This window comes from Pseudomonas sp. NPDC089408 (assembly GCF_044749445.1).
Taxonomy (GTDB): Bacteria; Pseudomonadota; Gammaproteobacteria; order Pseudomonadales; family Pseudomonadaceae; genus Aquipseudomonas.
In genome coordinates this window covers 146,072-171,340 of the sequence record NZ_JBIVHY010000008.1, presented here as the reverse complement: position 1 = coordinate 171,340, position 25,269 = coordinate 146,072, and the positions used below count along the sequence as shown (strand labels likewise).

The 25,269-nt window shown below is 63.9% G+C and carries 20 protein-coding genes; 13 read left to right on the top strand and 7 right to left on the bottom strand.

Annotated features, from left to right (window positions below; all coding sequences use genetic code 11):
* Positions 1–3: 3 nt before the first annotated feature.
* Together ACIP02_RS15580 and ACIP02_RS15575 are read right to left on the bottom strand one after the other, a co-directional pair.
* Positions 4–1,122 (bottom strand): nitrilase-related carbon-nitrogen hydrolase, encoded by a 1,119-nt coding sequence (locus ACIP02_RS15580; RefSeq protein ID WP_400617654.1) that lies wholly within the window; start codon positions 1,120–1,122, stop codon positions 4–6.
* Between the two features lie 167 nt (positions 1,123–1,289).
* Positions 1,290–2,180, bottom strand: a complete 891-nt coding sequence (locus tag ACIP02_RS15575) for an RHS repeat-associated core domain-containing protein (RefSeq protein ID WP_400617653.1) — start codon at positions 2,178–2,180, stop codon at positions 1,290–1,292.
* A 233-nt stretch (positions 2,181–2,413) separates the two neighbouring features.
* On the opposite strand from ACIP02_RS15575, the gene ACIP02_RS15570 reads away from it, so the two are divergent.
* Both ACIP02_RS15570 and ACIP02_RS15565 read left to right on the top strand, forming a co-directional pair.
* Entirely contained in the window at positions 2,414–4,450 is a 2,037-nt protein-coding gene (locus tag ACIP02_RS15570) for an FAD-dependent oxidoreductase (RefSeq protein ID WP_400617652.1), read from the top strand.
* A gap of 154 nt (positions 4,451–4,604) precedes the next feature.
* Entirely contained in the window at positions 4,605–5,495 is an 891-nt protein-coding gene (locus ACIP02_RS15565; RefSeq protein ID WP_400617651.1) for a 1-aminocyclopropane-1-carboxylate deaminase/D-cysteine desulfhydrase, read from the top strand.
* Here the strand turns inward: ACIP02_RS15565 and ACIP02_RS15560 are convergent.
* Positions 5,486–6,031, bottom strand: a complete 546-nt coding sequence (locus ACIP02_RS15560) for a cytochrome b (RefSeq protein WP_400617650.1) — start codon at positions 6,029–6,031, stop codon at positions 5,486–5,488. The genes ACIP02_RS15565 and ACIP02_RS15560 overlap by 10 nt on opposite strands.
* Before the next feature lie 370 nt (positions 6,032–6,401).
* Entirely contained in the window at positions 6,402–7,418 is a 1,017-nt protein-coding gene (locus ACIP02_RS15555) for a DUF1853 family protein (RefSeq protein WP_400617649.1), read from the bottom strand.
* On the opposite strand from ACIP02_RS15555, the gene ACIP02_RS15550 reads away from it, so the two are divergent.
* The 11 genes from ACIP02_RS15550 (at position 7,417) to ACIP02_RS15500 (ending at position 19,482) form a co-directional block, all read left to right on the top strand.
* Complete coding sequence (locus tag ACIP02_RS15550) at positions 7,417–8,307, top strand: NAD(+) kinase (protein ID WP_008090067.1); 891 nt, start codon at positions 7,417–7,419, stop codon at positions 8,305–8,307. The genes ACIP02_RS15555 and ACIP02_RS15550 overlap by 2 nt on opposite strands.
* Positions 8,307–9,278: a metallophosphoesterase gene (locus ACIP02_RS15545; RefSeq protein ID WP_400617648.1), complete on the top strand. Its 972-nt coding sequence runs from the start codon at positions 8,307–8,309 to the stop codon at positions 9,276–9,278. Before ACIP02_RS15550 ends, ACIP02_RS15545 begins: the two co-directional genes overlap by 1 nt.
* Positions 9,275–10,162, top strand: coding sequence for a rhomboid family intramembrane serine protease (locus ACIP02_RS15540; RefSeq protein ID WP_400617647.1), 888 nt, complete (start codon positions 9,275–9,277; stop codon positions 10,160–10,162). The genes ACIP02_RS15545 and ACIP02_RS15540 overlap by 4 nt, the downstream gene beginning before the upstream one ends.
* Before the next feature lie 13 nt (positions 10,163–10,175).
* Positions 10,176–10,436: a YeaC family protein gene (locus tag ACIP02_RS15535; protein ID WP_003260154.1), complete on the top strand. Its 261-nt coding sequence runs from the start codon at positions 10,176–10,178 to the stop codon at positions 10,434–10,436.
* Positions 10,433–11,263 (top strand): DUF2797 domain-containing protein, encoded by an 831-nt coding sequence (locus tag ACIP02_RS15530; RefSeq protein ID WP_400617646.1) that lies wholly within the window; start codon positions 10,433–10,435, stop codon positions 11,261–11,263. The genes ACIP02_RS15535 and ACIP02_RS15530 overlap by 4 nt, the downstream gene beginning before the upstream one ends.
* Before the next feature lie 13 nt (positions 11,264–11,276).
* Positions 11,277–13,934 carry an aminopeptidase N gene (gene pepN, locus ACIP02_RS15525; protein WP_400617645.1) on the top strand — a complete coding sequence of 886 codons (2,658 nt, stop codon included), beginning with the start codon at positions 11,277–11,279 and terminating at the stop codon, positions 13,932–13,934.
* A 273-nt stretch (positions 13,935–14,207) separates the two neighbouring features.
* Positions 14,208–15,236: a WD40/YVTN/BNR-like repeat-containing protein gene (locus tag ACIP02_RS15520; protein WP_400617644.1), complete on the top strand. Its 1,029-nt coding sequence runs from the start codon at positions 14,208–14,210 to the stop codon at positions 15,234–15,236.
* Positions 15,233–17,632, top strand: a complete 2,400-nt coding sequence (locus ACIP02_RS15515) for an RND family transporter (protein WP_400617643.1) — start codon at positions 15,233–15,235, stop codon at positions 17,630–17,632. Before ACIP02_RS15520 ends, ACIP02_RS15515 begins: the two co-directional genes overlap by 4 nt.
* 161 nt (positions 17,633–17,793) lie before the next feature.
* A complete protein-coding gene (locus ACIP02_RS15510) occupies positions 17,794–18,084 on the top strand; it encodes a DUF5629 family protein (RefSeq protein WP_400617642.1) in 291 nt (96 codons plus the stop codon).
* Positions 18,050–19,180 carry a lactonase family protein gene (locus tag ACIP02_RS15505; RefSeq protein WP_400617641.1) on the top strand — a complete coding sequence of 377 codons (1,131 nt, stop codon included), beginning with the start codon at positions 18,050–18,052 and terminating at the stop codon, positions 19,178–19,180. Before ACIP02_RS15510 ends, ACIP02_RS15505 begins: the two co-directional genes overlap by 35 nt.
* 122 nt (positions 19,181–19,302) lie before the next feature.
* The gene (locus ACIP02_RS15500; protein WP_400617640.1) at positions 19,303–19,482 is read left to right on the top strand and encodes a hypothetical protein; all 180 of its coding nucleotides are present in this window, start codon (positions 19,303–19,305) and stop codon (positions 19,480–19,482) included.
* Positions 19,483–19,628: 146 nt separating this feature from the next.
* Here the strand turns inward: ACIP02_RS15500 and ACIP02_RS15495 are convergent, their stop codons facing one another.
* Genes ACIP02_RS15495 through ACIP02_RS15485 form a run of 3 tightly spaced genes read right to left on the bottom strand, consistent with a single transcriptional unit; the run spans position 19,629 to position 25,098 of the window.
* Positions 19,629–20,222 (bottom strand): glutathione S-transferase, encoded by a 594-nt coding sequence (locus tag ACIP02_RS15495; RefSeq protein WP_400617639.1) that lies wholly within the window; start codon positions 20,220–20,222, stop codon positions 19,629–19,631.
* A complete protein-coding gene (locus ACIP02_RS15490) occupies positions 20,219–23,863 on the bottom strand; it encodes an AAA family ATPase (RefSeq protein WP_400617638.1) in 3,645 nt (1,214 codons plus the stop codon). The genes ACIP02_RS15495 and ACIP02_RS15490 overlap by 4 nt, the downstream gene beginning before the upstream one ends.
* A complete protein-coding gene (locus tag ACIP02_RS15485) occupies positions 23,860–25,098 on the bottom strand; it encodes an exonuclease SbcCD subunit D C-terminal domain-containing protein (RefSeq protein ID WP_400617637.1) in 1,239 nt (412 codons plus the stop codon). Before ACIP02_RS15485 ends, ACIP02_RS15490 begins: the two co-directional genes overlap by 4 nt.
* Between the last annotated feature and the right edge of the window lie 171 nt (positions 25,099–25,269).

Sequence of the window (25,269 nt, the reverse complement as noted above, 5' to 3'; positions counted from 1 at the left end):
GGCCTACAGCCACAGGTTCAGCAAGCGGGCGCCAGGGCTGGGAGGGCCGGCGAGCAATTCACCCGCCTGGTGGGCGAACCCTTGGCCATCACTGCCTTGCTCCCAGAACTGCCCGCGCATGAACACGCTCATGCTGCTGACACTGGCCCCGGCCGCTGCGGTCAAACGTTGCCAGGCCGTCTGTTCACTGACCTCGCCACGCTGCAAGGCCAGCCCGGCGCTGGCGTGCTGATGGCGGTTGCCGCGCCACGGCGCTTGCCAACTGCCCTTGCCGCTGAGGAACACCGGGTTGGCGATCAACTGTACCGACTGCTGCGCCAATTGCTGGTGGTTTTCCGGGTACCAGCTGTCACTGCCCACCAGCACCCCCAGGCGCCCGGCTGGGGTTTGCACCACCTGCAGCGGGTACTGGCGGCCGTCGTGGACATAACGGCGCATTTCGCTGTCGGGGTACTGCTGGCGCTGCGGCTGGCCCAATAGCGTGCCGTCACCGGCAAACACCACGCTGCTGTTGAACAGCGGGCCACGGCCGACATGCAGCACGCCTTGTTTCACATACGGGGCGGGCAGCACGATCGAACCGGCCACCAGGGTGACGCCAAATTCCTTGGCCAGGCCACCGAACAGCTGCTGGTAGTCTGCTGCCATCTGCTCGGCCTTCATGCGCAGGTGCGCATCGGCACGCCGGTCGTCGCTGTCGGCACCGAGCATGGCCAGGCCGTAACGCAGCGGGTTGCTCAGCTCCAGCCATTGCTGGGCCTCGCGGCTCTGGGTGACCTGGTACAGCTCGTTCTTCTCGCCACGCGCCCACAGCCAGGTGCCGATGTGTTCCGGCAGCACCACCACCGTGCGCGGGCTCACCAGCCCTTGGGCACGGGCCTGTTCCAGGTAGGCGGCAAGCTTGCGGTGCAGGCGTTGCAGGTTCTGGTAGTCGCCCGGGTACAGCAGCGGCTCGACGCCGAGCAGGTTGCCGTGCTCGCCGGGCACACCATGGTTCAGTGCCAGTTCGATACGCAGGTCGGACAGGTAGTGGCCTTCCGGACGTTGCTGGGTCCAGAAGCCATAGCCGCAAAGGGCGGCAATCATCACCAGCGCCAGGGCGCTTGCCAGGAGTTTTCGCATGAGGCTTTGGTTTTTATCTAAAGCTGAGATATGAAATTAGCATACATGCGTTAGTGAAAAAAGGGTGGCATCTCTCAGGGCTTGGCGTGAGTTGTTAGATTGGAACGTATAACTTGAATGCGGTTTTTGTGCAGGTTTATATTGGTGGTTCAGTTTGGTTGTCCGTACTACGTAGCTCTAATGACAACGCTTGCGTCGTTCGCGTCTAGAGCTTTTTTTACTAATGATTGAGCGGTGGCAACGATGTGGCTATTGGTGTATTGCGCGTCCAACATTAAAGTTAGGGGGGATGGGGTGCGATAGCCGCGGCTTGATTCTCCGCCACTCTCTAGACTTTTTACGACAGCTTTTGCGTGCTGTTGGGATAAGATGCTTTTGCCGAGGGAGGTTTTGTTTAGTTCGCTAAATGATTCGATGAATTGTCTGTTTTCTAGGTATTTAGGATATTGCATTTCCAGCACGGGTACAGTAGTGGTGCGAGTGTTATCTGTAAAGACGTTGAATACAGTGCGGCTTTCTTCTTTGATGGTGGCTACGAGCCTTTCCCCTTGAAAGGCGTTTTTGGTCTTGAAAGTCGTGATATTGGTTTTGGATTGAATAATAAATTTTCGATTGTGGCCGGTCGGATCTGAATAGTTTATGGGGTCGCCGACGCAGAATACGTAAGTATTCAGACCACCTTTCAAGAAGGGACTTAAGTCATCGGGTGAGTGAAATCGCATCAGTGTGGTGTTGTAAAAACGATAGCTGTTGAGCAGGTAGTTACCCACCACCGTGTCAAGATACTCGCCATTGAAACCGTGCAGCGAATAGAGCCTTGCGCAGAAACCATAAGGTGTATAGGCATGGCTATGGGTGGTCTTTGCCTGTTGAGTGCCGAGGGCTGAGCCTTTCATGTCCGAACAGAGCACCGTGGCGTTACTACCTCGGCTGGCCGAGTGCTCTACCAACGCAACGTTGTCCGCGCGCAGCAGGCTGCAGGAGGCGTCGCCCTGCAGGCGCGTCACGATTTTTCCAGCTTGGTAAAGAAACAGAGTACCCGTTGTTGATCTCTTCATGTCTCATACTCGTAGCTTAGGGGCGTTGATCCATCCCAATTATGAATAACCCAGTCAGTTTTAAAACTGGCAGAAATGACAGGTATGCTGTGTTCATCAGGGTCATTAACTTGTCAGTTTCGATCATTGAGCCGGTTCAAACGGCTGTTTAATGTCGCAGGCAGACAAACGACGGGGCCCGCCGACTGGTGAGGCGCCCGCATCCCGTGATCACGCCACCTGGGGACATTTCCATGGCCGCCGACCGTTACCCGCACCTGCTCGCCCCGCTGGACCTGGGCTTTACCACGTTGCGTAACCGTACCCTGATGGGCTCGATGCACACCGGCCTCGAAGAGCGCCCCGGCGGTTTCGAACGCATGGCCGCCTACTTTGCCGAGCGCGCACGTGGCGGCGTCGGCCTGATGGTCACTGGCGGCATTGCGCCGAACGATGAAGGCGGGGTGTATTCCGGCGCGGCCAAGCTCAGCACCGAGGAAGAGGCCGACAAGCACCGGATCGTGACCGAAGCAGTGCACGCCGCGGGTGGCAAGGTCTGCCTGCAGATCCTGCATGCCGGGCGCTATGCCTACAGCCCACGGCAGGTGGCACCCAGCGCGATCCAGGCGCCGATCAACCCGTTCAAGCCCAAGGAACTGGACGAGGCGGGCATCGAGAAGCAGATCGCCGACTTCGTCAATTGCGCGGTACTGGCCCAGCGCGCCGGTTACGACGGCGTCGAGATCATGGGGTCGGAAGGCTACTTCATCAACCAGTTCCTCGCCGCCCACACCAACCACCGCACCGACCGCTGGGGTGGTAGGTATGAGAACCGCATGCGCCTGGCGGTGGAAATCGTCAGCCGGGTACGTGGCGCGGTGGGGCCGAGCTTCATCATCATCTTCCGCCTGTCGATGCTCGACCTGGTCGAGGGTGGCAGCAGCTGGGACGAAATCGAGCTGCTGGCCAAGGCCATCGAGCAGGCCGGCGCCACGCTGATCAACACCGGCATCGGCTGGCACGAGGCACGCATCCCGACGATTGCCACCAAGGTGCCGCGCGCGGCGTTCAGCAAGGTCACTGCCAAGTTGCGTGGCGTGGTGAACATTCCGCTGATCACCACCAACCGTATCAACACCCCGGAAGTGGCCGAGGCGGTGCTGGCCGAGGGCGATGCCGACATGGTCTCGATGGCCCGGCCGTTTCTTGCCGACCCGGACTTCGTCAACAAGGCCGCGGCTGGTCGCGCGGATGAAATCAACACCTGCATCGGTTGTAACCAGGCCTGCCTGGACCACACCTTTGGCGGCAAGCTGACCAGTTGCCTGGTCAACCCGCGTGCCTGCCATGAAACCGAGCTCAACTACCTGCCGGTACGTGCGGTGAAGCGCATTGCCGTGGTCGGTGCCGGCCCGGCCGGCCTGGCTGCTGCCACCGTTGCTGCAGAGCGCGGCCATACCGTGACACTGTTCGATGCTGCCAGCGAGATTGGCGGGCAGTTCAATGTCGCCAAGCGGGTGCCGGGCAAGGAAGAGTTCTTCGAAACCTTGCGTTACTTCCGCAACAAAGTGCGAAGCACCGGCGTTGATCTGCGCCTGAATACCCGCGTGAATGTGCAGGCACTGGTGGAGGGCGGCTACGACGAAATCATCCTGGCTACCGGTATTGCCCCGCGCACGCCGGCCATTCCTGGTGTCGAGCATGCCAAGGTGCTCAGTTACCTGGACGTGTTGCTTGAACGCAAACCGGTGGGCAAGGCGGTGGCGGTGATTGGCGCAGGTGGCATCGGCTTTGACGTATCCGAGTACCTGGTGCATGAAGGCGTGGCCACCAGCCAGGACCGCGAGGCGTTCTGGAAGGAGTGGGGCATCGACACCGAGCTTGAAGCGCGCGGTGGGGTAGCGGGGATCAAGGCTGAGCCGCATGCCCCGGCGCGTCAGGTTTACCTGTTGCAGCGCAAGAAATCCAAGGTGGGTGATGGGTTGGGCAAGACCACCGGCTGGATTCACCGCACCGGGTTGAAGAACAAGCGGGTGCAGATGCTGAACAGTGTCGAGTACCTGAGTATCGACGATGCCGGCCTGCACATTCGCGTGGGCGAGGGTGAGCCGCAGGTGCTGGCGGTAGACAACGTGGTGATCTGCGCGGGGCAGGACCCGCTGCGTGAGCTGCAGGACGGGCTGGTGGCGGCGGGGCAGTCGGTGCATTTGATTGGTGGCGCCGATGTGGCGGCGGAGCTGGATGCCAAGCGGGCGATCAACCAGGGGTCGCGATTGGCGGCTGAGCTCTGAGATCGCCGGGGCCGCTGCGCGGCCCATCGCGACACAAGGCCGCTCCTACAGAGACCGCGCAAGCCTTGAAGGTTGCGCTGTTCCCTGTAGGAGCGGCCTTGTGTCGCGAAAGGGGCGCACAGCGCCCCCAGGATTTCACAGGTAGACTCGCAGCATGCAACTAGACCTTCCCCAAGCCCCCCTGCAACCCCTCGACCTGCCTTGGCTGCAACAAGCCCAGGTCCATGCCGCCATCCTGCGCCTGGACCTGATCGACCCCCTGATCAGCGGCAACAAGTGGTTCAAGCTCCGCCACCACCTGCAGCATGCCGCCAACAGCAACGCCCCAGGCCTGATTAGCCTCGGCGGCAACCATTCCAACCACTTGCACGCCCTGGCCGCCGCCGGCAAGCGCTTCGGCTTCGCCACCGCCGGCCTGTTACGCGGCCACCCCCAGCACACGCCAACTGTGCGTGACCTGCAGGCGCTGGGCATGGAATTGCACTGGCTCGGTTATGGCGGCTACCGCGCGCGTAACGAACCCGGTTTCTGGGAGCCTTGGCAGGCACGCTACCCCGGCTGGCACTGCATCCCCGAAGGCGGCGGCGGGTTGGCCGGCGCGCAGGGCTGCGCGTTGATCATGCAGCAGGCCCGTACACAAATCGCGGCGTTGGGCTGGGCGGGCTACGACGCCTGGTGGCTGGCCTGCGGAACGGGGACTACCCTGGCCGGCCTGGTTCTGGCCGAGGCGGGCGCGCATGCCGTACATGGCGCTTTGGCGGTGCCCAGGGATCATGGTGTGCCGGAGGCGGTAGCATCATTGGCTGGTGTGCACGGCTACCAGCTACACGACGCTTGCCGTGGCGGTTTCGGCAAGTTCGATGATGCGTTGCTGGCTTTCATCGCCGACTGCGAGCAGCACACCGGCGTGCCGCTCGAAGCCCTTTACACCGGCAAGGCCCTGTTGGCCCTGCGAGATCAGGTGGCCGCGGGGCTGTTCGCGCCCGGCAGCCGCTTGATTTTCCTGCACACCGGTGGCCTGCAGGGCCGGCGCGGTTACTTGTAAGGCAGCATGCGCAACAGCGTGTTGTCGCGCTTGATGTAGTGGTGGTACAGGCCGGCTACGGCATGCAGGCCGATCAGCCAGTAGCCCCACCTGCCGATGCGCTCATGCCAGCCCTTGATGAACTTGGCCTGGTCCGGGTTCGGGCCGATCAGGTGCGGCAACTCCAGGCCGAAGAACGGCACGGGCTTGTCGGCAGCGCTCAGGATCAGCCAGCCGGCCAGTGGCAGGCCGATCATCATCAGGTACAGCGCCAGGTGCACCAGGTGCGCCAGGCCGGTCTGCCACGCTGGCGGCTTTGGCACAATGGGCGGGGTCGGGCGGCTCAGGCGCACGGCCAGGCGCAACCAGACCAGTACGAAAACACTGAGCCCGAGCATGAAGTGCAGGTCTTTCATCAGGTTGCGTTCGGCGCTGTCCTTGGGGAACAGGCCACGCAGTTCGATAAGGGCGTATACAGCGGCCAGCAGCACCAGCATCAGCCAGTGCAGGGCGATGGACAGGCGCGCGTAATGGGGCGTGGGGGTGGTTGAAACCATGATCGGTCCTCGTCATCAGGTCGGTTGTATGTCTTTATATTTTTGGCGCTTGCGAGATCGAGCGCCGCCCGCGCGGCGCTTCGCGGCTAAAGCCGCTCCTACGTTTGTTTCGGGCCAGTTATGCCTGTGGTATTTGCGCGCGAACGCCTTGGCGCATGTCACGATATCGCGTCGTTCAAATTGGCTTATGTCACAATATCGCGTCGTACAAATTGACGCATGCCACGATACCGCGTCGTACAAACAAGGCGGTCGCGCGCGCCAGGCACAGGACGGATTGGCCCGAAACAAACGTAGGAGCGGCTTTAGCCGCGAAGCGCCGCGCGGGCGGCGCTCGATCTCACAAGCGCCGGAAACCTCAAGGCAGGCATTAGGCCCAAAACGGCCACTCATCAGCCACCAGAAACACCCGCTCCACCTCCTGCCAGGCACCATCAGCCTGCTGCTCCAACCTCACCAGCAACTGCGCCGGCGCCTGCCGCTCCAGCACATGCAGCCACGCCGCAAACTGCTCTACAGGCCAGCACTCATTCGCCTCGACCCGCGCCGGCGCCAGCCAGGCATGTCGCTGCAACGGCTGCCAATGCTCACCCTCAGCCATGACCCAGTCCTGCCGCCGTAACCAGCGCCCACGCAAATGCCCAGGGTCGGCACCCTCCGGCGCCTCGGCATGCCCAGGCCACGGATAAAACAGATAACCTCCCAGCCACATGTGCGCCTGCACCTGTTCCACCCCTAGCCGAGCCAGCGCCTCACGACTGTGCGCCCCCGTCGACATGGGCAACTGGTGCCCCGCCAGATGCGCCAGCTTGCTGCCCAGCCGGTCATGGCAACCCGGCCCCAGCCAGGCATCCGGGGCGTGCCCGGCGCCTGGCGGGCCCAGGTACAGTTTGATAGCCAGTTCCAGGTGGTGCACACCGTCGCCGTCACGCAGCAGCACGTCCAGCTCGCCCAAGGTATGCCCGCCATCGCGAATGGCCAGGTTGGCCGCCAGCAATTCAACGCCCGGCGCCTGGCCCAGGGCGAATTGCCACAGGCGTTCGTAGTAATGCCCCAGGCGCCGGCTGCCGAGCTTTGCCAGCCACTCGCGCAACGGCTGGTCGTCGTCATCCAGCCCCCGCAACCACTGCTCAAGGTGTTGCGGTTGCCGCGCCCACAGGCTGCCTGCCAGCGGGTGGCGCTGGGGGCAGGGCGGGGCGCTGAGCAGGGGCGGCGACAGCAGGGCCCAGGCCAGGTCACGCACGGCGGGGCGCTGCAGTTGCCGGGGCAGGTCGTGGAGTTGGGCGAATGGCGTCATCTTGCGAGCATAGCCGGTTTGCCGCTGCCCGGTGGTTTCGCCCATAATCGGCGCATCGTCACCCGCCGCAGAGCCTCGCAGGAGCCCCATGGAGCAATTTCGCAATATCGGTATCATCGGTCGCCTTGGCAGCTCGCAGGTGCTCGACACCATTCGCCGACTGAAAAAATTCCTCCTCGAGCGCCATCTGCACGTGATCCTCGAGGACACCATCGCCGAAGTGCTGCCCGGCCATGGCCTGCAAACCTCCACCCGCAAGCTGCTGGGCGAGGTCTGCGACCTGGTCATCGTGGTCGGCGGCGACGGCAGCCTGCTCGGCGCCGCCCGCGCCCTGGCGCGGCACAACATTCCGGTACTGGGCATCAACCGTGGCAACCTGGGCTTTCTCACCGACATTCGTCCCGACGAGCTGGAAGAGAAAGTCGCCGAAGTGCTCGACGGCCACTACCTGGTGGAAAACCGCTTCCTGCTGCAGGCCGAGGTGCGCCGCCACCACGAAGCCATTGGCCAGGGCGATGCACTGAACGATGTGGTGCTGCACCCGGGCAAGTCCACGCGCATGATCGAGTTCGAGATCTACATCGACGGCCAGTTCGTCTGCAGCCAGAAGGCCGACGGCCTGATCGTTGCCACCCCTACCGGCTCTACAGCCTATGCGCTGTCGGCCGGCGGCCCGATCATGCACCCCAAGCTCGACGCCATCGTCATCGTGCCGATGTACCCGCACACTCTGTCGGGCCGGCCGATCGTGGTCGACGGCAACAGCGAGCTGAAGATCGTGGTGTCCAAGGACCTGCAGATCTACCCGCAAGTGTCCTGTGACGGCCAGAACCACTTCACCTGCGCCCCCGGCGATACCATCACGGTCAGCAAGAAGCCGCAGAAACTGCGCCTGATCCACCCGCTGGACCACAATTACTACGAGGTCTGCCGCACCAAACTGGGTTGGGGCAGCCGCCTGGGGAGCAGGGACGACTGATGCTCGATCCGGCGCGCAGTTTCGACATCATCGGTGATGTGCACGGTTGTGCGCTGACCCTTGAACGCCTGCTCGACGCCCTCGGCTACAAGCGCATGGCCGGCGTGTGGCGCCACCCGCGGCGCCAGGCGCTGTTCCTCGGCGACATCGTCGACCGCGGGCCACGCATCCGCGAGGCACTGCACATCGTCCACGACATGGTCGAGGCCGGCCAGGCGTTCTGCATCATGGGCAACCACGAGTACAACGCGCTCGGCTGGGTCACCCCGGCGCTACCCGGCAGCGGCAAGGCCTACGTGCGCGAACATACGCCGCGGCATGCCCGGCTGATCGACGAAACCCTGACCCAGTTCGCCCAGCACCCTGGCGACTGGCACGACTTCGTCAACTGGTTCTACGAGCTGCCACTGTTCGTCGATGCCGGACGCTTCCGGCTGGTGCATGCCTGCTGGGACCGGCAACTGATTGAACCGCTGCGCCAGCAATACCCCGACGGGCGTATCGACGAGCACTTCATCCAGGCCTCGGCAGTCAGCAACAGCTTCGCCGCCACGGTGTGCAACCGCCTGCTGCGCGGCACCGACATGCGCCTGCCCGACGGCCTTACCCTGACCGGTGGCGACGGCCTGACCCGCGCCTTCTTCCGCACCAAGTTCTGGGAAGAAGACCCGCAAACCTACGGCGACATCGTGTTCCAGCCCGATGCCTTACCCGAAGAGGTGGCCAGCGCGCCACTGAGCCACAGCCAGAAGAACGCCTTGTTGCGCTACGCCGAGGACGAGCCATTGCTGTTTGTCGGGCACTACTGGCGCAGCGGCCACCCCGCGCCGATTCGCCCCAACCTGGCCTGCCTGGACTACAGTGCCGTACTTTACGGCAAGCTGGCCGCCTACCGGCTGGATGATGAAACCCGCATCGACCCGCACAAGTTCGTCTGGGTCGACGTCGACCGCCCACAGGCCAACCAATGAACATTATCGAAGTGATGCGCCTGCCGTTGTCGGTTGACCTCAGCGGCTTCGTCCACCTGCTGCAGCGCCTGCAGGTGCCGCACCGGGTCAGCGAGGAGGGCGACGCCCAGGTCCTCTGGGCCCCCGACACCCTCGCCGAAGACGTCCGCGAACTCTACCAGCGCTACCCCGACGGCAACGCCGACCTCGAATTTGCACAGGGCCCTGTGGGAGCGGGTTCACCCGCGAATAGCCCCACACAACCCTCCCTGGCAGAACAGGCCAAAGCCTGCAAAGTCACCACTATCACCCTGCTGCTGTGCTTCATCGTCGCCGGCCTGACCAACCTGGGCGACAACTTCACCACCATCAGCTGGTTCACCTTCCTCGACTTCCGCGTGCAGGGCGACTACCTGTACTTCACCCCGCTGGCGCAAACCCTCGACCAGGGCCAGTGGTGGCGCCTGGTATCGCCGATGCTGCTGCACTTCGGCGTGCTGCACTTGGCCATGAACAGCCTGTGGTACTGGGAGCTGGGCAAACGCATCGAACTGCGCCAGGGCCCGTGGATGCTGCTGGGGCTGACCCTGCTGTTCAGCCTGGTATCCAACCTGGCCCAGCACTATACCAGCGGGCCGAGCCTGTTCGGCGGCCTGTCCGGTGTGCTGTATGGCCTGCTCGGGCATGTCTGGCTGTTCCAGTGGCTGGCGCCCAACCGTTACTTCAGCCTGCCCAAGGGCGTGCTGGCGATGATGCTGATCTGGCTGGTGGTGTGCCTGACCGGCGTGGTCGGCACCCTCGGCCTTGGCCAGATCGCCAATGCCGCCCATGTCGGCGGGCTGCTCATCGGATGCCTGACCGGGCTCTTGGGTGGGGCGCTTGCCCGGCGTAAACTGTCGGCTTGAATCAGGAGACACTATGTCCACTTTCGCGCAAATGATTGAAAACATCACCCCGGAAATCTACGAGAGCCTGAAACTGGCCGTGGAAATCGGCAAATGGTCGGATGGCCGCAAGCTCACTGCCGAGCAGAAAGAGCTGTCGCTGCAGGCGGTCATCGCCTGGGAAATGAAAAACCTGCCTGAAGACCAGCGCACCGGTTACATGGGCCCGCAGGAATGTGCGTCGAAGTCCGCGCCGATCGCCAACATTCTGTTCAAGTCGGACTCGGTACATTGATCGAACTCGCTCGTGGCTCGTTGAGCAAGATGGCGGTAAGCCTGCAGGCACCGGTGGTGCAGTACAGCTTCCGCCTGGATGACACCCAGGTGCCGGTCAACCCGCTGATTGGCCAGCGCCTGCGCCTGGAATACCTCGGCGCCATTCACTGCAGCCATTGCGGCAAGCGCACCAAGACCAGCTTCAGCCAGGGTTACTGCTACCCGTGCATGACCAAGCTGGCCCAGTGCGATGTGTGCATCATGGCCCCGGAAAAATGCCACTACGACGCCGGCACCTGCCGCGAGCCTTCGTGGGGCGAACAGTTCTGCATGACCGACCACGTGGTCTACCTGGCCAACTCGTCGGGCATCAAGGTCGGCATCACCCGCGCCACCCAGCTGCCCACCCGCTGGCTCGACCAGGGCGCCAGCCAGGCCTTGCCGATCATGCGCGTGGCCACCCGCCAACAGTCGGGCCTGGTCGAAGACGTGCTGCGCAGCCAGGTGCCGGACCGCACCAACTGGCGCGCGCTGCTCAAGGGCGACGCCGAAGTGCTCGACCTGCAGGCCATTCGCGAGCAGATCTTCGAAGCCTGCGCTGACGGCCTGCGAGCGCTGCAGGAGCGTTTCGGCCTGCAGGCGATCCAGCCGCTGGCCGACGCCGAAGTGGTACAGATGAACTACCCGGTCGAGGCTTACCCGACCAAGATCGTCAGCTTCAACCTCGACAAAACCCCAGTGGTGGAAGGCACGCTGCTGGGCATCAAGGGCCAGTACCTGATCTTCGACACCGGTGTGATCAATATTCGCAAGTACACGGCCTACCAGTTGGCCGTGCTTCAGTAAAAAGGACCTGCACATGCGTACCGAACAACCGCAAGTGATCTACCTGAAGGATTACCAGGCGCCCGAGTACCTGATCGACGAGACGCACCTGACCTTCGAGCTGTTCGAGGACCACACCCTGGTTCACGCGCAACTGGTGATGCGCCGCAACCCGGCACGCGGTGCCGGCCTGCCGCCACTGGAACTCGACGGCCAGCAGCTGGAGCTGCTGCGCGCTTCGCTGGACGACCAGGAACTGCAGGCGGGCGATTACCAGCTGGGCGCCGACAGCCTGACGGTCCAGCCGAAAACCGAGCGCTTCACCCTCGACACCAGCGTGAAAATCCACCCGGAGAGCAACACAGCGCTGGAAGGCCTGTACAAGTCCGGCAAGATGTTCTGCACCCAGTGCGAGGCCGAGGGCTTCCGCAAGATCACCTATTACCTCGACCGCCCGGACGTGATGAGCACCTTCACCACCACGGTGATCGCCGAGCAGCATCGCTACCCGGTACTGTTGAGCAACGGCAACCCGATCGGTAGCGGGCCGGCGGAAGACGGCCGCCACTGGGCGACCTGGGAAGACCCGTTCATGAAGCCGGCCTACCTGTTCGCCCTGGTGGCCGGTGACCTGTGGTGCGTCGAGGACAGCTTCACCCGCCAGTCCGGCCGCGATGTGACCCTGCGCATCTACGTCGAGCCCGAAAACATCGACAAGTGCGACCACGCCATGGTCAGCCTGAAGAAGTCCATGCGCTGGGATGAAGAAGTCTACGGCCGTGAGTACGACCTGGACATCTTCATGATCGTTGCGGTCAACGACTTCAACATGGGCGCCATGGAAAACAAGGGCCTGAACATCTTCAACTCCAGCTGCGTGCTGGCCCGTGCCGAAACCGCCACCGACGCCGCGCACCAGCGCGTCGAAGGCGTGGTCGCCCACGAGTACTTCCACAACTGGTCGGGCAACCGCGTCACCTGCCGTGACTGGTTCCAGCTGTCGCTGAAGGAAGGCTTCACGGTGTTCCGCGATGCCGAGTTCAGCGCCGACATGAACTCGCGCACGGTCAAGCGCATCGAGGACGTGGCCTACCTGCGTACCCACCAGTTCGCCGAAGACGCCGGCCCCATGGCCCACCCGGTTCGCCCCGACAGCTTCATCGAAATCTCCAACTTCTACACCCTGACCGTGTACGAAAAGGGTGCCGAAGTGGTGCGCATGGTCCGTACCCTGCTGGGCGCCGAGGGCTTCCGCAAGGGCAGCGACCTGTACTTCGAACGCCACGATGGCCAGGCGGTGACCACTGATGACTTCATCAAGGCCATGGAAGACGCCAACGGTGTCGACTTCACTCAGTTCAAGCGCTGGTACAGCCAGGCCGGTACCCCGCGCCTGGACGTGAGCGAGGCCTACGACGCTGCCGCGCAGACCTACAGCCTGACCTTCCGCCAGAGCTGCCCGCAGACACCGGACAAGGCCGAAAAACTGCCGTTCGTGATCCCGGTCGAGCTGGGCCTGCTGGATGCCGCCGGCAACGACCTGCCGCTGCAACTGGCCGGTGAAACGACCCAGCAAGGCACCAGCCGCGTGTTGTCGGTGACCGAGGCCGAACAGACCTTTACCTTCCAGGGCATCGCCGCCAAGCCGCTGCCATCGTTGCTGCGTGGCTTCAGCGCCCCGGTGAAGCTGAGCTTCCCGTATGACCGCGACCAGTTGATGTTCCTGATGCAGCACGACAGTGACGGCTTCAACCGCTGGGAAGCGGGCCAGCAACTGTCGGTACAGGTACTGCAGGAACTGATCGGCCAGTATCAGCGCGGCGAAGCACTCAAGCTCGACCAGCGCCTGATCACTGCCCTGGGCACGGTGCTGGGCAACGAAGCGCTGGACCCGGCCATGGTTGCCGAAATGCTTTCGTTGCCGGGGGAGGCCTACCTCACCGAGATCAGCCAGGTGGCCGATGTGGATGCCATCCACGCTGCCCGCGAGTTCGCCCGTCAGCAGATCGCCGAGCAGCTGTTCGACGCCCTGTGGGCGCGCTACCAGGCCCACCGTGAGGTGTCGCGCAGCACCGCCTACGTGGCCTCGGCCGAACACTTTGCCCGCCGCAGCCTGCAGAACATCGTCCTGTCGTACCTGATGCAGAGCGGCAAGCCGCAGGTGCTGGCAGCGACCCTGGAGCAGTTCGAGCACTGTGACAACATGACCGAGCGCCTGACCGCGCTGGCGGTGCTGGTCAACTCGCCGTTCGAGGCCGAGCGTGCGAAAGCGCTGGAAGCCTTTGCCGAGCACTTCAAGGACAACCCGCTGGTCATGGACCAGTGGTTCAGCGTACAGGCGGCCAGCGCGCTGCCGGGCGGGCTGGCGCGGGTCAAGGCGCTGATGCAGCACCCGGCGTTCACCCTGAAGAACCCGAACAAGGTGCGTGCGCTGATTGGTGCGTTTGCCGGGCAGAACCTGGTCAACTTCCATGCCGCGGATGGTTCGGGGTATCGCTTCCTGGCGGACCTGGTGATCGAACTGAATGCGCTGAACCCGCAGATTGCCTCGCGTCAACTGGCGCCGCTGACCCGCTGGCGCAAGTATGACGACGCGCGCCAGGGCCTGATGAAGGGGGAGTTGGAGCGGATTCTGGCTTCGGGTGAGCTGTCCAGTGATGTGTATGAGGTTGTGAGCAAGAGTTTGGCTTGAGGGCCAAGGGGCTGCTTTGCAGCCCATCGCGACACAAGGCCGCTCCTACAGGGGAATCGCGTAACCCCTGTAGGAGCGGCCTTGCGTCGCGATGGGCCGCACAGCGGCCCCGGCTTTTTCAAGCCGACAACAAAACATAACACCCCGCCCGTTGTATTCCCGCAAACATCCCCGCTACGATCCCCCCAAGCTATTGCAGGCCTCTAGATCAGGCTTTTCGCAGTACCTGCAATGCATTGACCCGCCAAACAAGAACACAACAGGGGGACAGTCATGAGGGAACAGAACAGGCGCCTCGCCTGGCCATTGGCAGCCGCAGCGGTACTGGCGCTGGCACTTGGCATGTGGGCTGACAGCGTGCAAGCCGCTGCCGCCGACGAATACTCCACCGAATCGGCCAAGGCCAGCCAGAGCCTGCTGATCGGCGCCACCCATGCCGGCAAGCGCCTGGTGGTGGTCGGCGATCGTGGCCATATCCTGTTCTCCGACGACCAGGGCAGTACCTGGACCCAGGCCCGGGTGCCGACCCGGCAACTGCTCACTGCGGTGTTTTTCCTCGACGACAAGCGCGGCTGGGCCGTCGGCCATGACGCGCAAATCCTCAGCAGCAACGATGGCGGCGCTACCTGGAGCAAGCAGTTCGAAGACCTGGCCCGTGAAGCGCCCTTGCTCGATATCACCTTCCTCGATGCCCAGCACGGCTTTGCCGTGGGGGCCTACGGCGCCTTGCTGGAAACCACCGACGGTGGCCAGCACTGGCAGGACGTGGCCGAGCGCCTGGATAACCCCGACCAGCTGCACCTGAACGGCATCGCCCGGGTGCGCGATGCCGGCCTGTTCATCGTCGGTGAGCAGGGCGGCATGTTCCGCTCTGCCGACAACGGCCAGACCTGGACCAGGGTGCAAGGGCCCTACGAGGGCTCGCTGTTTGGTGTGATCGGCACCCGCCAACCCCATACCCTGCTGGCCTACGGCCTGCGCGGCAACCTGTTCCGCTCGGCCGACTTCGGTGACAGCTGGCAGCCGATCGAGCTCAAGGCCGCGCGTGGCACCCTCGAATTCGGCTTGGCAGGCGCTACGCTTGTCGAAGATGGCAGCCTGGTACTGGTCGGCAATGGCGGCAGTGTGCTGCGTAGCATCGACGACGGCCAGACCTTCAGCGTGCACAACCGTGCCGACCGCATTGCCCTGGCCGGCGTCAGTGGCCTGGCCAACGGCGGCCTGCTGCTGGTGGGGCAGGGTGGTGTGCACCTGGCCAGCGCCGAAGGTGCCGACCAGGTTGCCGGGGAGGTGCGTCCATGACCAGCAGGGAGAGCATCAGCATGCACCCGCATCACCAGGACAAGGCCACGCTGCTCGAACGCCTGATCTTCAACAACCGCCCCGTGGTCATCGCCCTGTGCGTGTTGATCAGCATTTTCCTGTTCTGGCAGGCCACGCAGATTCGCCCGTCTACCAGCTTCGAGAAGATGATCCCGCTGCAGCATCCGTTCATCGAACAGATGATGGAGCACCGCAACGACCTGGCCAACCTCGGCAACACCGTGCGCATTTCGGTAGAGGCGGTCAACGGCGACATCTTCGACAAGGACTACATGGAGACCCTGCGCCAGATCCATGACGAGGTGTTCTACATCCCCGGTGTCGACCGTGCCGGGTTGAAGTCGCTGTGGAGCCCCAGTGTGCGCTGGAGCGAAGTCACCGAAGAGGGCTTTTCCGGTGGCGAGGTCATCCCCAACACCTACAACGGCTCGCAGGACAGCCTCGACACCCTGCGCGACAACGTGCTCAAGTCGGGCCAGGTCGGCCGGCTGGTGGGCAACAACTTCAAGTCCAGCATCGTCGATGTTCCGCTGCTGGAGAGCTACCCCGACCCGCAAGACCCGGGCAAACAGGTGAAGCTGGACTACCAGCAGTTCTCGCACCTGCTGGAAGAGAAGATCCGTGACAAGTTCCAGGCGCAGAACCCTAACGTGAAGGTGCACATCGTCGGCTTCGCCAAGAAGGTCGGCGACCTGATTGACGGCCTGGTGATGGTGGCGATGTTCTTCGGTGTCGCCCTGGCGATCACCTGGGTGCTGTTGTACTGGTTCACCTGGTGCATCCGTAGCACCATTGCCGTGCTCATCACCACCTTGGTGGCGGTGGTCTGGCAACTGGGGCTGATGCATGCGGTGGGCTTTGGCCTGGACCCGTACTCGATGCTGGTGCCGTTCCTGATCTTCGCCATCGGCATTTCCCACGGGGTGCAGAAGATCAACGGCATCGCCTTGCAGTCAAGTGATGCCGACAACGCGCTTACTGCCGCGCGGCGCACCTTCCGCCAGCTGTTCCTGCCGGGGATGATCGCCATCCTGGCCGATGCGGTGGGCTTCATCACCTTGTTGATCATCGACATCGGGGTGATTCGCGAGCTGGCCATCGGCGCTTCCATCGGCGTGGCGGTGATCGTGTTCACCAACCTGATCCTGCTGCCGGTGGCCATCTCCTACGTCGGCATCAGCCAGAAAGCCATCGAGCGCAGCAAGAAGGACGCGACCCGCGAGCACCCGTTCTGGCGCCTGCTGTCGAACTTCGCCAGCGCCAAGGTGGCGCCGGTGTCGGTGGTACTGGCGCTGCTCGCCTTTGCCGGGGGGCTGTGGTACAGCCAGAACCTGAAGATCGGCGACCTCGACCAGGGCGCGCCAGAGCTGCGCCCTGACTCGCGCTACAACCAGGACAACAACTTCATCATCAGCAACTACTCGACCAGTTCCGACGTGCTGGTGATCATGGTCAAGACGCCGTCGGAGCAGTGCTCGATTCACTCGACCATGGCGCCGATCGACGAGCTGATGTGGACCATGCAGAACACCCCGGGCGTGCAGTCGGCGATTTCCCTGGTGACGGTGTCCAAGCAGGTGATCAAGGGCATGAACGAGGGCAGCCTGAAATGGGAAACCCTGTCGCGCAACCCGGACATTCTCAACAACTCCATCGCCCGTGCCGATGGCCTGTACAACGGCGATTGCTCGCTGGCGCCGGTGCTGGTGTTCCTCAACGACCACAAGGCCGAAACCCTGGAGCGGGTTACCGCCGTGGCCAAGGCGTTTGCCGACAGCCACAACAAGGAGGGCCTGCAGTTCCTGCTGGCAGCGGGTAACGCCGGGATTGAGGCGGCGACCAACGAAGTGATCAAGTCGGCCGAGCTGACCATCCTGATCCTGGTGTACATCTGCGTGGCGGTGATGTGCCTGATCACCTTCCGCTCGTTTGCCGCGACCCTGTGCATCGTGCTGCCGCTGGTGCTGACCTCGGTGCTGGGTAATGCGCTGATGGCCTACATGGGCATTGGTGTGAAGGTGGCGACCTTGCCGGTGGTGGCGCTGGGTGTGGGTATTGGCGTGGATTATGGCATCTACATCTACAGCCGGCTGGAAAGCTTCCTGCGCGCTGGGCTGCCGTTGCAGGAGGCGTATTACCAGACCCTGCGCTCGACCGGCAAGGCGGTGCTGTTCACCGGGCTGTGCCTGGCCATTGGCGTGTGCACGTGGATTTTCTCGGCGATCAAGTTCCAGGCGGACATGGGGCTGATGCTGACCTTCATGTTGCTGTGGAACATGTTTGGTGCGCTGTGGCTGTTGCCGGCGTTGGCGCGGTTCCTGATCAAGCCTGAGAAGATGGTGGGCAAGGAAGGGGGATCGATTTTCGCCCATTGACCGCAGGGGGCCGCTTTGCGGCCCAATCGCGACACAAGGCCGCTCCTACAGGGGAACGCGATCTCCTGTAGGAGCGGCCTTGCCGGGGCGCCGGACCGGTCGGATGGGCTGCAAAGCAGCCCCAGGGTTATAATGCCGCCACATCCCTTACAGGTACCCCCATGTCCCCCCTCGCCACCGCCCTGCAGTCCTGCGACATGCTCCTGATCGACGGCCTGCACGCCTTCGACTTCACCGCCGACGAAACTGGCCTCACCGTCGAATGCATGGACGGCCGCCAGCTGCGCCGCTGGTCGTTCACCCCCGAGCAGGTCGCCGCCGCCATCGCCAGCGCTGATGAATGGCAACTGAACGATGCCCAGGGCGCGCATCGGCTAGTCTGTATGAGTGCCTTTCGCGCCCCGGATGAAGACCACGATGAACCGGACCTGGACGAGCCTGCTGGCCGCTAGCCTGATGAGCCTGACTATCCACGCCCACGCCGCTACCTTGCTGGTGGGCAGTTACACCGATGGCGCCAGCCAGGGTATCTACCGCTATCAGTTCGACGACAAGCGCGACCACATCAAGCCCACGCCACTGCAAGTGGTGGAAAGCGTCAGCCCCTCATGGCTGGTGCTGTCGGCCGATCAGCGCCTGCTGTTCGCGGTCAATGAAACCCCGGGCGGCCACGCCAGCAGTTTCACGGTCAGTGCCAAGGGCGAGATCAAACCGCTCAATCAGGTGGCCAGCAAAGGCGACGAGCCGACCCACGCCAGTATCAGCCGTGACCAGCGTTTCCTGTTTGTGGCCAACTATGCGGTCAACCCCGACCCGGGTGGCAGCCTGGTGGTAATCCCGGTGTCCAAGGACGGCAAGCTCAAGCAGGTCGTGCAGCAACTACGGCACACGCCAAGTGGCGTTAACCCCGAGCGCCAGGCCGGGGCCCATGTGCATTCGCTGGTGTTGTCGCCCAACGGCCAGCATCTGTATGCCTGCGACCTGGGCGCTGACAAGGTGTTCATCTACCGCTACGACGGTGCCAGCCCGGACCAGCCGTTGAGCCCGGCCATTCCGGCCTCGGTAGACCTGCCACCCGGCAGCGGGCCACGCCACCTGCTGTTCGACGCCAAGGGCCGGCATGCCTACCTGACGCTGGAAATGAGCGGTGAAGTGGTGATGTTCGACGTCAAGGACGATGCCCTGCTCGAGCGCCAGCGCCTGCCGCTGACCGAACAGCAGGATGCCGCGGCCAAGGCGGCAGGCGGCCTGCACCTGTCGGCGGACGGGCGTTTCCTGTACGTCAGCAACCGCGGCACGGCCAACGAAATCGTGGTGTTCAGCGTGGGCAAGCAGGACGGCCAGCTGGCGTTCCTGCAGCGCCGTTCGGTGGAGGGCGATCACCCGCGCGAATTCGCCATCGACCCAAGCGACAACTTCCTGCTGGTGGCCAACCAGAAGAGCAACCAGATCGTGGTCATGCGCCGCGACCCGCGCAGCGGCAAGCTGCTGGAGACGGTGCAGACGCTGAAGCAGGAGGCACCTTCGGACCTGAAGTTCATTGAGTGATATCGATCGGCGTGATAATCGATACTGCCGCAATGAATTTTTGCGCTTGGCCTCATCGGCGTAAGTTTGACCCAAGGCCCAAACGGGCCAACGTCAAACCACCGCCGTCGAGGTCAGCCCAGATGAACTTCAATCTCTTCCCGGTTATTGCCGCATCCGCCATTTCCGCATCGGTTGTACTGCCGGCGCATGCCCATGCCGACAGCCGCAGCAAGGCGTCCGCTACCCACAGTTATACCGAGCAGTACCTGCGCCAGAGTGCCCACTTTCATGCGGCGTTGAGTGGCAAGCACCACTCGTGAAGCTGACTCAGTCCCGTGTAGGAGCGGCCTTGTGTCGCGATAGGGCCTCAGAGCGGCCCCGGCAATTTCAGCTGTGACGCAAAAAACCGGGGCCGCTGCGCGCCCCATCGCGACACAAGGCCGCTCCTACAAGGGATCGTGTGAGCCTATTTAGCCATGACCGACCTGAACAGCTCCGAAGCCAGCCACCCCTCCAGCCAGCTCCGCACCCGCGGATAAGCCGCCTCGGCGAACCACTGCGGTTCGACCCCGGCAAACTGGCGCATCAGGGGCAGCAACGCGGCATCGACAATGCTCGGGTGGTCAGCCAGAAAGTAGCGTCGGCCCGCCAGCAGGCCCTCGAGCTCCGCCAGCCAGGCTTCGGCCTGCTGGCGATAATGCTCGCGGGAATGATCCGGGTAGCGTTCAGCATACTTGTACAGGTTCACCTGTGCCTTGAACGTGCTGTCGTTGCGCGCAATCAGGGCATCAGCCTGTTGCGCCGCTGCAGGGTCGGCCTGTAGCTGCCAGTCCTGCGGGTCGTTTTGCGCCAGCGCCCAGCGCATGATGTCCAGGCTTTCTTCGAGCACCCCGGCACCGGTATCCAGTACCGGCACCGTGCCCTTGGGTGACAAGGCCAGCAGTTCTGCCGGCTTGTTTTTCATCGCCACCTCGCGAATCTCCACCTCGCACCCCGCATAGCGCAGGGCCAGGCGCGCGCGCATGGCCCATGGGCAGCGGCGGAACGAGTAAAGGATCACCCGCACACCTCCACGTCACTCAGGCCATTGCCCTGGCGGCGCACCTGGATCTGCACCGGAATGCGCTCGTGCATTTCCTGCACGTGGGAAATCACCGCCACCTTGCGGCCCTGGGCCTGCAAGCCGTCGAGGGCATCCATCGCCAGTTGCAGCGATTCGGGGTCGAGGCTGCCGAAGCCTTCATCGATGAACAGCGATTCGATGCGCAGGGTGCTGGAGGCCATCGAGGCCAGGCCCAGTGCCAACGCCAACGACACCAGGAAGGTTTCGCCGCCCGACAGCGAATGTACCGAGCGCAGTTCGTCACCCATCTCGGTGTCCAGCACCAGCAGGCCCAGGGCGCTGCCGCCGCGTTTGAGGCGGTAGCGGCGGGCCAGTTGGCGCAATTGGCTATTGGCGTGGTGCAGCAGCAGGTCGAGGTTGTAGCCCTGGGCGATCTTGCGGAACACATCGCCCGAGGCCGAGCCGATCAGGGCATTCAGGCGGGCCCAGCGTTGCCACTGCTGGTGGGCCTGTTCGATTTCTGCCGCCAGCGCCTGGTGGGCCTGCTGGCGGCGCTGGTCGTCGGCCTGCTGCGCACGCAGTTCGGCGCATTGTTGCTCGTGGCTGGCCAGGCGCGCGCGCAGCTCGGTCAGGGCTTGCTCCAGTGCTTCGGCCGAGGCTTCCACGGTCATTTGTGCGGCGTGTTGTTGCAGGCGCTGTTCACGTTCCTGCAGCAACACACGGCCTTGCTCGATGGCTTTTTCGGCACCTTGCAGGCGCTGGCGCAGTTCATTGACCTGTGTGTCGTCCATGGCCAACAGGCGATCCAGGCCGGCATCGTCCAGCTCCGGATGTTCGCCGCGCCACTGGGCGATCTGGCTCTGCAACTGCTGGCACTCGGTGTCCAGCGCCTGTTGCTGCTGGGCGTTGGCCTTGAGTTCACTGGCCAGTTGCACGCCCTGGGTAAGCAACTGCTGCAGGCGCTGGGCGGTGTCGGCGTCGAGGGCACGGGCGTGTTCCAGTGCGGCGTCCATGTGTTGTTGCCAGGCTTCGGCACTGGCATGTTCGCCGAGTAGCTCGCCGAGCGAAGCCGAGGCCTGCTGGCGCTGCTCGTCGAGGGCGGCGAGCTTCTGCTGCAACTGCTGCAGGCCCTGGACCCGCGCCTGTTGCTGGTCGCGCAGCTTGTCCAGCTGGGTTTGCCGGGCTTGCTGCTCTTCCAGTTCGTCCTTGCGCTGCTCCAGTTGTTGCAGGCGCTGGGCAATTTGCTGGTCAAGGGCAAGGAAGGCATTGGCCGGGTCGTCGTTGAGAGCCTTGAGGGCTTCCTCGGGCAATACCCCGGCCAGGTCGTTCAGGCCTTGCTGCAACTGCTGCTCGTCATTGGCCAGGGCCTGGTGCTGTTGCTCCAGGTGGCGCTGGGCCTGTTGCTGGGCGTCGTGGGCAGCCTGCAGTTGCTGGTTGAGGCGGGCCGCGTCGCGTTGCAGGGCGAGCAGCGCGCTTTGGCGTTTCTCGTCCTGGCCGATTTCTTCGTCCAGGCGGCGCAGCTGGCTGTCGAGCCAGGCGCTGCGGGCCTGGTCGTCCTGTGGGGCCAGGGCCGGCCACAGGCTGTGCGCCTGCACCTGGGCCACCAGCGGTTGCAGTTGGTCGCCCAGTTGCTGTTGTTGCTGCTGGTAGTCCTTGAGCTGGGCGTTGACCACACCCAGCTGGGTGCGCAGCTCTACCAGCTTGCTGTTGAGGGTTTCGACCTGCTTCTGCGCGGCATCTTCTTCGGCCTGGTCATGACGACCCAGGCTTTGCAGCAGCGCTTCGGGCTGGTGGAACGGGTGCTCGGTGCTGCCGCATACCGGGCAGGGCTCACCGTCGCGCAGCTGGCCGCGTAGCTCTTCGACGCTGGTGTTGCGCGCCAGGCGCTGGCGTTCCAGCAACTGGCGGGTGAGGTTGAGCGCCTGCTCGGCGGCTTCCAGCTCGGCCTTGGCAGCGGTGCCTTCGCCAATCAGTTGCTGGCGTTGCTGCATGGCCTGCTGCTGGCGTTCGCGCACGGCATCCAGTTGCTGGCGCAGCTCTCGTTCGCGGCCATGCAGGCGCGACAGCTCTTCGACGGCGCGCTGTTGCTTGCGGTTGTCCTGCAGCATGCCGCCCAGCAGGTCGATCTGCTCGGCCAGGGCCTGGGGCTCGGCCTTGGCTTCGCGGAACAGCACGTCATAGGCATCGCGTTCGGCCTGCAAGTGGGCATTGGCCTGGCTGGCCTGGGCCTGCAGGCCGGGCAGTTCTTCACGGCCCTTGGCCAGGCGGCCGCCAATCAGCATCACCTGTTTCAGTTGCGGCAGGTAGGCGTGCCAGGCATTGGCCAGGCCGGCCAGGTGCTGGCTGTCGGCGAGTGAGGTGTCGATCTGTGCCAGTTGCTGCACGCTGCGCTGCTGATGGTCTTCCAGTTGCTGCAGTTGCTGCTGGCCATCGGTGACTTGCTGCTGCGCCTGTTGGCTGCTGTCGCGCTGGGCGGCCAGCTCCTGATCGAGACGGGCCAGGTTGTCCTGGGCGGCAAAAGCCTGGCGCAGGCGCGGGGCATTTTCGCCGTGCTGGGCCTGGCTGTCTGCCAGTGCCTGGCGGGCAACCGTCAGCGCCTGTTCCAGCTCGCGGGTGCGTGCCTGCAGGTCGGCCTGCTGCTGTTGCTGTTCGGCAATTCTCGCCGCCACGGGTGCCAATTGTGCGCTCAGCGCCTGTTGGCGGTGGAACTGGTGACGCTGCGGGGCCAGGCGCTCCAGGCGGACCAGGTCCAGGCGCGGCTCGGCCAGCTGTTGCCATTCCTGCTCGGCGGCTTGCAACGCGCTGCCGGCCTCGGCGTGCTGGGCTTGCAGCTGGCGTTGTTCGTTCAGCCAGTTGCGTTGCAGTTCCAGTTGGCGTTCGCCGGCCTGGTCGGCCTTGAACTGCTGCTGCGCCTGTTCCAGGTGCTGGTCAAGCTCGGCGCGGGCTTCGGCGGCCATTGGCAGCAGGTGGCTGGCGCGGTCTTTCAGGGTGTTGTGCGCTTCGCCAGCCTCGCGCGCCTTGCTGAAGGCGCGCTGGCCCAGGCGGGTGTAGATGGCAGTGTTGGTGAGCTTTTCCAGCAGCTCGCTGCGCTCTTTGTCGTCGGCCTTGAGGAATGCGCCGAACTCGCTCTGGGCCAGCATCACGGCACGGGTGAACTGCTCGAAGTTCAAGCCCAGGCGAGCTTCGACCAGTTGCTTGTATTCGTGCTTGCCACTGCCCAGCACTTGCTCGCTGTCGAGGTCGTAGAAGCTCTGGCGGCTGTGTTGCAGCTTGCCGTTGGCCTTGTCGCGGGCACGGTTGGCTTCCCAGCGGGCGCGGTAGCGGCGGCCATCGATACCGACGAAATCCACTTCGGCAAAGCCGCTGCCGGTGCCCCGGCGCAGCAGGTTGCGCGGGTCGGAAGTGGGGATATCGCCGTCGGCATCCGGCACCTTGGCCTCGCGGCCGATGTCATTGAGCCGCGGCACGGTGCCGAACAGCGCCAGGCACAAGGCGTCGAGCAGGGTACTCTTGCCGGCACCGGTAGGCCCGGTGATGGCGAACAGGCCGGCGCTGGCCAGTGGTTCGGCGGTGAAGTCGATGTCGACCGGGCCGGCCAGCGATGCCAGGTTCTTCAGGCGGATGGCGAGAATCTTCATGGCTGTTCCTCTTCCTGCTGCACGTCCTGCAACAGCAGGGCAAAGTCGGCCAGCGCCTGCTCGTCGACAGCGCTGCCGTAGGCCTGCTCCCAGGCACGGCGGAACAGGTCTTGCGGGGTCATCTGGGCCAGTTCGACAAAGGCCAGGTCATCGTCTTCGGCGTTGTTGCGGCCGGCGTACTCGGCGCTGATGCGGATCAGCCGTACGGCCTTGCCCTCGATTGCGCTTTCGATCTGCTGGCGCAGGTCGGGTTGCGGCTCGTCGAGAATCACCCGCACTTCCAGCCAGGGCTGGCGGTTGGGGTCTTCGAGCAGGTCGATCACCGGCAGGTCGGCCAGTTGCTGCAGCAGTTCGCCCAAGGGGGCCGGGCCGACCCGTTGCAGGGCTACGGCGCGCGGTACCGGGCGCGGTTCGACACTGACCAAACCGTTGCCATCCAGCTCCACTTCCAGCACCTGGTGCGGGTAGTTGATTTCGGCGAACGACAGCGGGATCGGCGAGCCACTGTAGCGGATGCGTTCTTCGCGGTTGACCTTTTGCGGCTTGTGCAGGTGGCCCAACGCGACATAGCTGATGGCTTTGTCGAACAGCTTGGCCGGCAAGGCCTCGGCGTTGCCGATGATCAGGCTGCGCTCGGAGTCTTCCGACACCGCGCCACCGGCCATGTGCGCGTGGCTGATGGCGATCAGCGCCTGGTCTTTCTTGCGCTTTTTTTGCGCGGCGGCGATTAGTTGCTGGTGCACCTGGGTGATGCCTTGCACGTAGTCGTCGCCCAGTTGCGGGCCGGTCACCTCGGCCGGGCGCAAAAACGGCAGGGCCAGGCACCAGGCAGCGACCTTGCCGCGGCCATTGGTGAGCGGAATCAGCAGGCGCTCGGCATCCAGCTGGCCCTCGTCCAGCCAGTGCACCCGGCCCAGGGCATGGGTGCGCAGGCGGCGCATCAGCGCGGCGGGCAACTCGATGCGCGAGCCGGAGTCGTGGTTGCCGGCGATCATCACGATGTCCAGCTTGGGCTGTTGCTCGTGGGCCTGGACGATGAAGTCGTAGAGCCGCTCCTGGGCTTTGACCGGCGGGTTGACCGTGTCGAAGATATCGCCAGCGATCAGCAGCGCATCCGGCTGACGCAGGCGCAGCTGGCCGAGCAGCCAGTCGAGGAAGCAGGCGTGTTCGAAGTCGCGTTCCTGGCCGTGCAGGCTTTGGCCCAGGTGCCAGTCGGAGGTATGAAACAGACGCATGGATGACCTGTTGGTGTCGAGTCGAGCAAGCGAGGGCTTGGCTTTGGGGGATGGGCGTTGCGCGAGGGCGGTATGGTAACTCAAGCATGGGGTTGGGGGGCAGGGCGGGGGAGTGGGTGGGGGTAAGGGTTAGGGTTAGGGCTGCCAGGGGTTGGCCATCACATTTTCAGC

What these genes read in the sequence shown, in the direction of transcription:
- ACIP02_RS15580 (WP_400617654.1), bottom strand. Translation starts at nt 1,122, where the DNA reads ATGCGAAAACTCCTGGCAAGCGCCCTGGCGCTGGTGATGATTGCCGCC.
- ACIP02_RS15575 (WP_400617653.1), bottom strand. Translation starts at nt 2,180, where the DNA reads ATGAAGAGATCAACAACGGGTACTCTGTTTCTTTACCAAGCTGGAAAA.
- ACIP02_RS15570 (WP_400617652.1), top strand. Translation starts at nt 2,414, where the DNA reads ATGGCCGCCGACCGTTACCCGCACCTGCTCGCCCCGCTGGACCTGGGC.
- ACIP02_RS15565 (WP_400617651.1), top strand. Translation starts at nt 4,605, where the DNA reads ATGCAACTAGACCTTCCCCAAGCCCCCCTGCAACCCCTCGACCTGCCT.
- ACIP02_RS15560 (WP_400617650.1), bottom strand. Translation starts at nt 6,031, where the DNA reads ATGGTTTCAACCACCCCCACGCCCCATTACGCGCGCCTGTCCATCGCC.
- ACIP02_RS15550 (WP_008090067.1), top strand. Translation starts at nt 7,417, where the DNA reads ATGGAGCAATTTCGCAATATCGGTATCATCGGTCGCCTTGGCAGCTCG.
- ACIP02_RS15555 (WP_400617649.1), bottom strand. Translation starts at nt 7,418, where the DNA reads ATGGGGCTCCTGCGAGGCTCTGCGGCGGGTGACGATGCGCCGATTATG.
- ACIP02_RS15545 (WP_400617648.1), top strand. Translation starts at nt 8,307, where the DNA reads ATGCTCGATCCGGCGCGCAGTTTCGACATCATCGGTGATGTGCACGGT.
- ACIP02_RS15540 (WP_400617647.1), top strand. Translation starts at nt 9,275, where the DNA reads ATGAACATTATCGAAGTGATGCGCCTGCCGTTGTCGGTTGACCTCAGC.
- ACIP02_RS15535 (WP_003260154.1), top strand. Translation starts at nt 10,176, where the DNA reads ATGTCCACTTTCGCGCAAATGATTGAAAACATCACCCCGGAAATCTAC.
- pepN (WP_400617645.1), top strand. Translation starts at nt 11,277, where the DNA reads ATGCGTACCGAACAACCGCAAGTGATCTACCTGAAGGATTACCAGGCG.
- ACIP02_RS15520 (WP_400617644.1), top strand. Translation starts at nt 14,208, where the DNA reads ATGAGGGAACAGAACAGGCGCCTCGCCTGGCCATTGGCAGCCGCAGCG.
- ACIP02_RS15515 (WP_400617643.1), top strand. Translation starts at nt 15,233, where the DNA reads ATGACCAGCAGGGAGAGCATCAGCATGCACCCGCATCACCAGGACAAG.
- ACIP02_RS15510 (WP_400617642.1), top strand. Translation starts at nt 17,794, where the DNA reads ATGTCCCCCCTCGCCACCGCCCTGCAGTCCTGCGACATGCTCCTGATC.
- ACIP02_RS15505 (WP_400617641.1), top strand. Translation starts at nt 18,050, where the DNA reads ATGAACCGGACCTGGACGAGCCTGCTGGCCGCTAGCCTGATGAGCCTG.
- ACIP02_RS15500 (WP_400617640.1), top strand. Translation starts at nt 19,303, where the DNA reads ATGAACTTCAATCTCTTCCCGGTTATTGCCGCATCCGCCATTTCCGCA.
- ACIP02_RS15490 (WP_400617638.1), bottom strand. Translation starts at nt 23,863, where the DNA reads ATGAAGATTCTCGCCATCCGCCTGAAGAACCTGGCATCGCTGGCCGGC.
- ACIP02_RS15485 (WP_400617637.1), bottom strand. Translation starts at nt 25,098, where the DNA reads ATGCGTCTGTTTCATACCTCCGACTGGCACCTGGGCCAAAGCCTGCAC.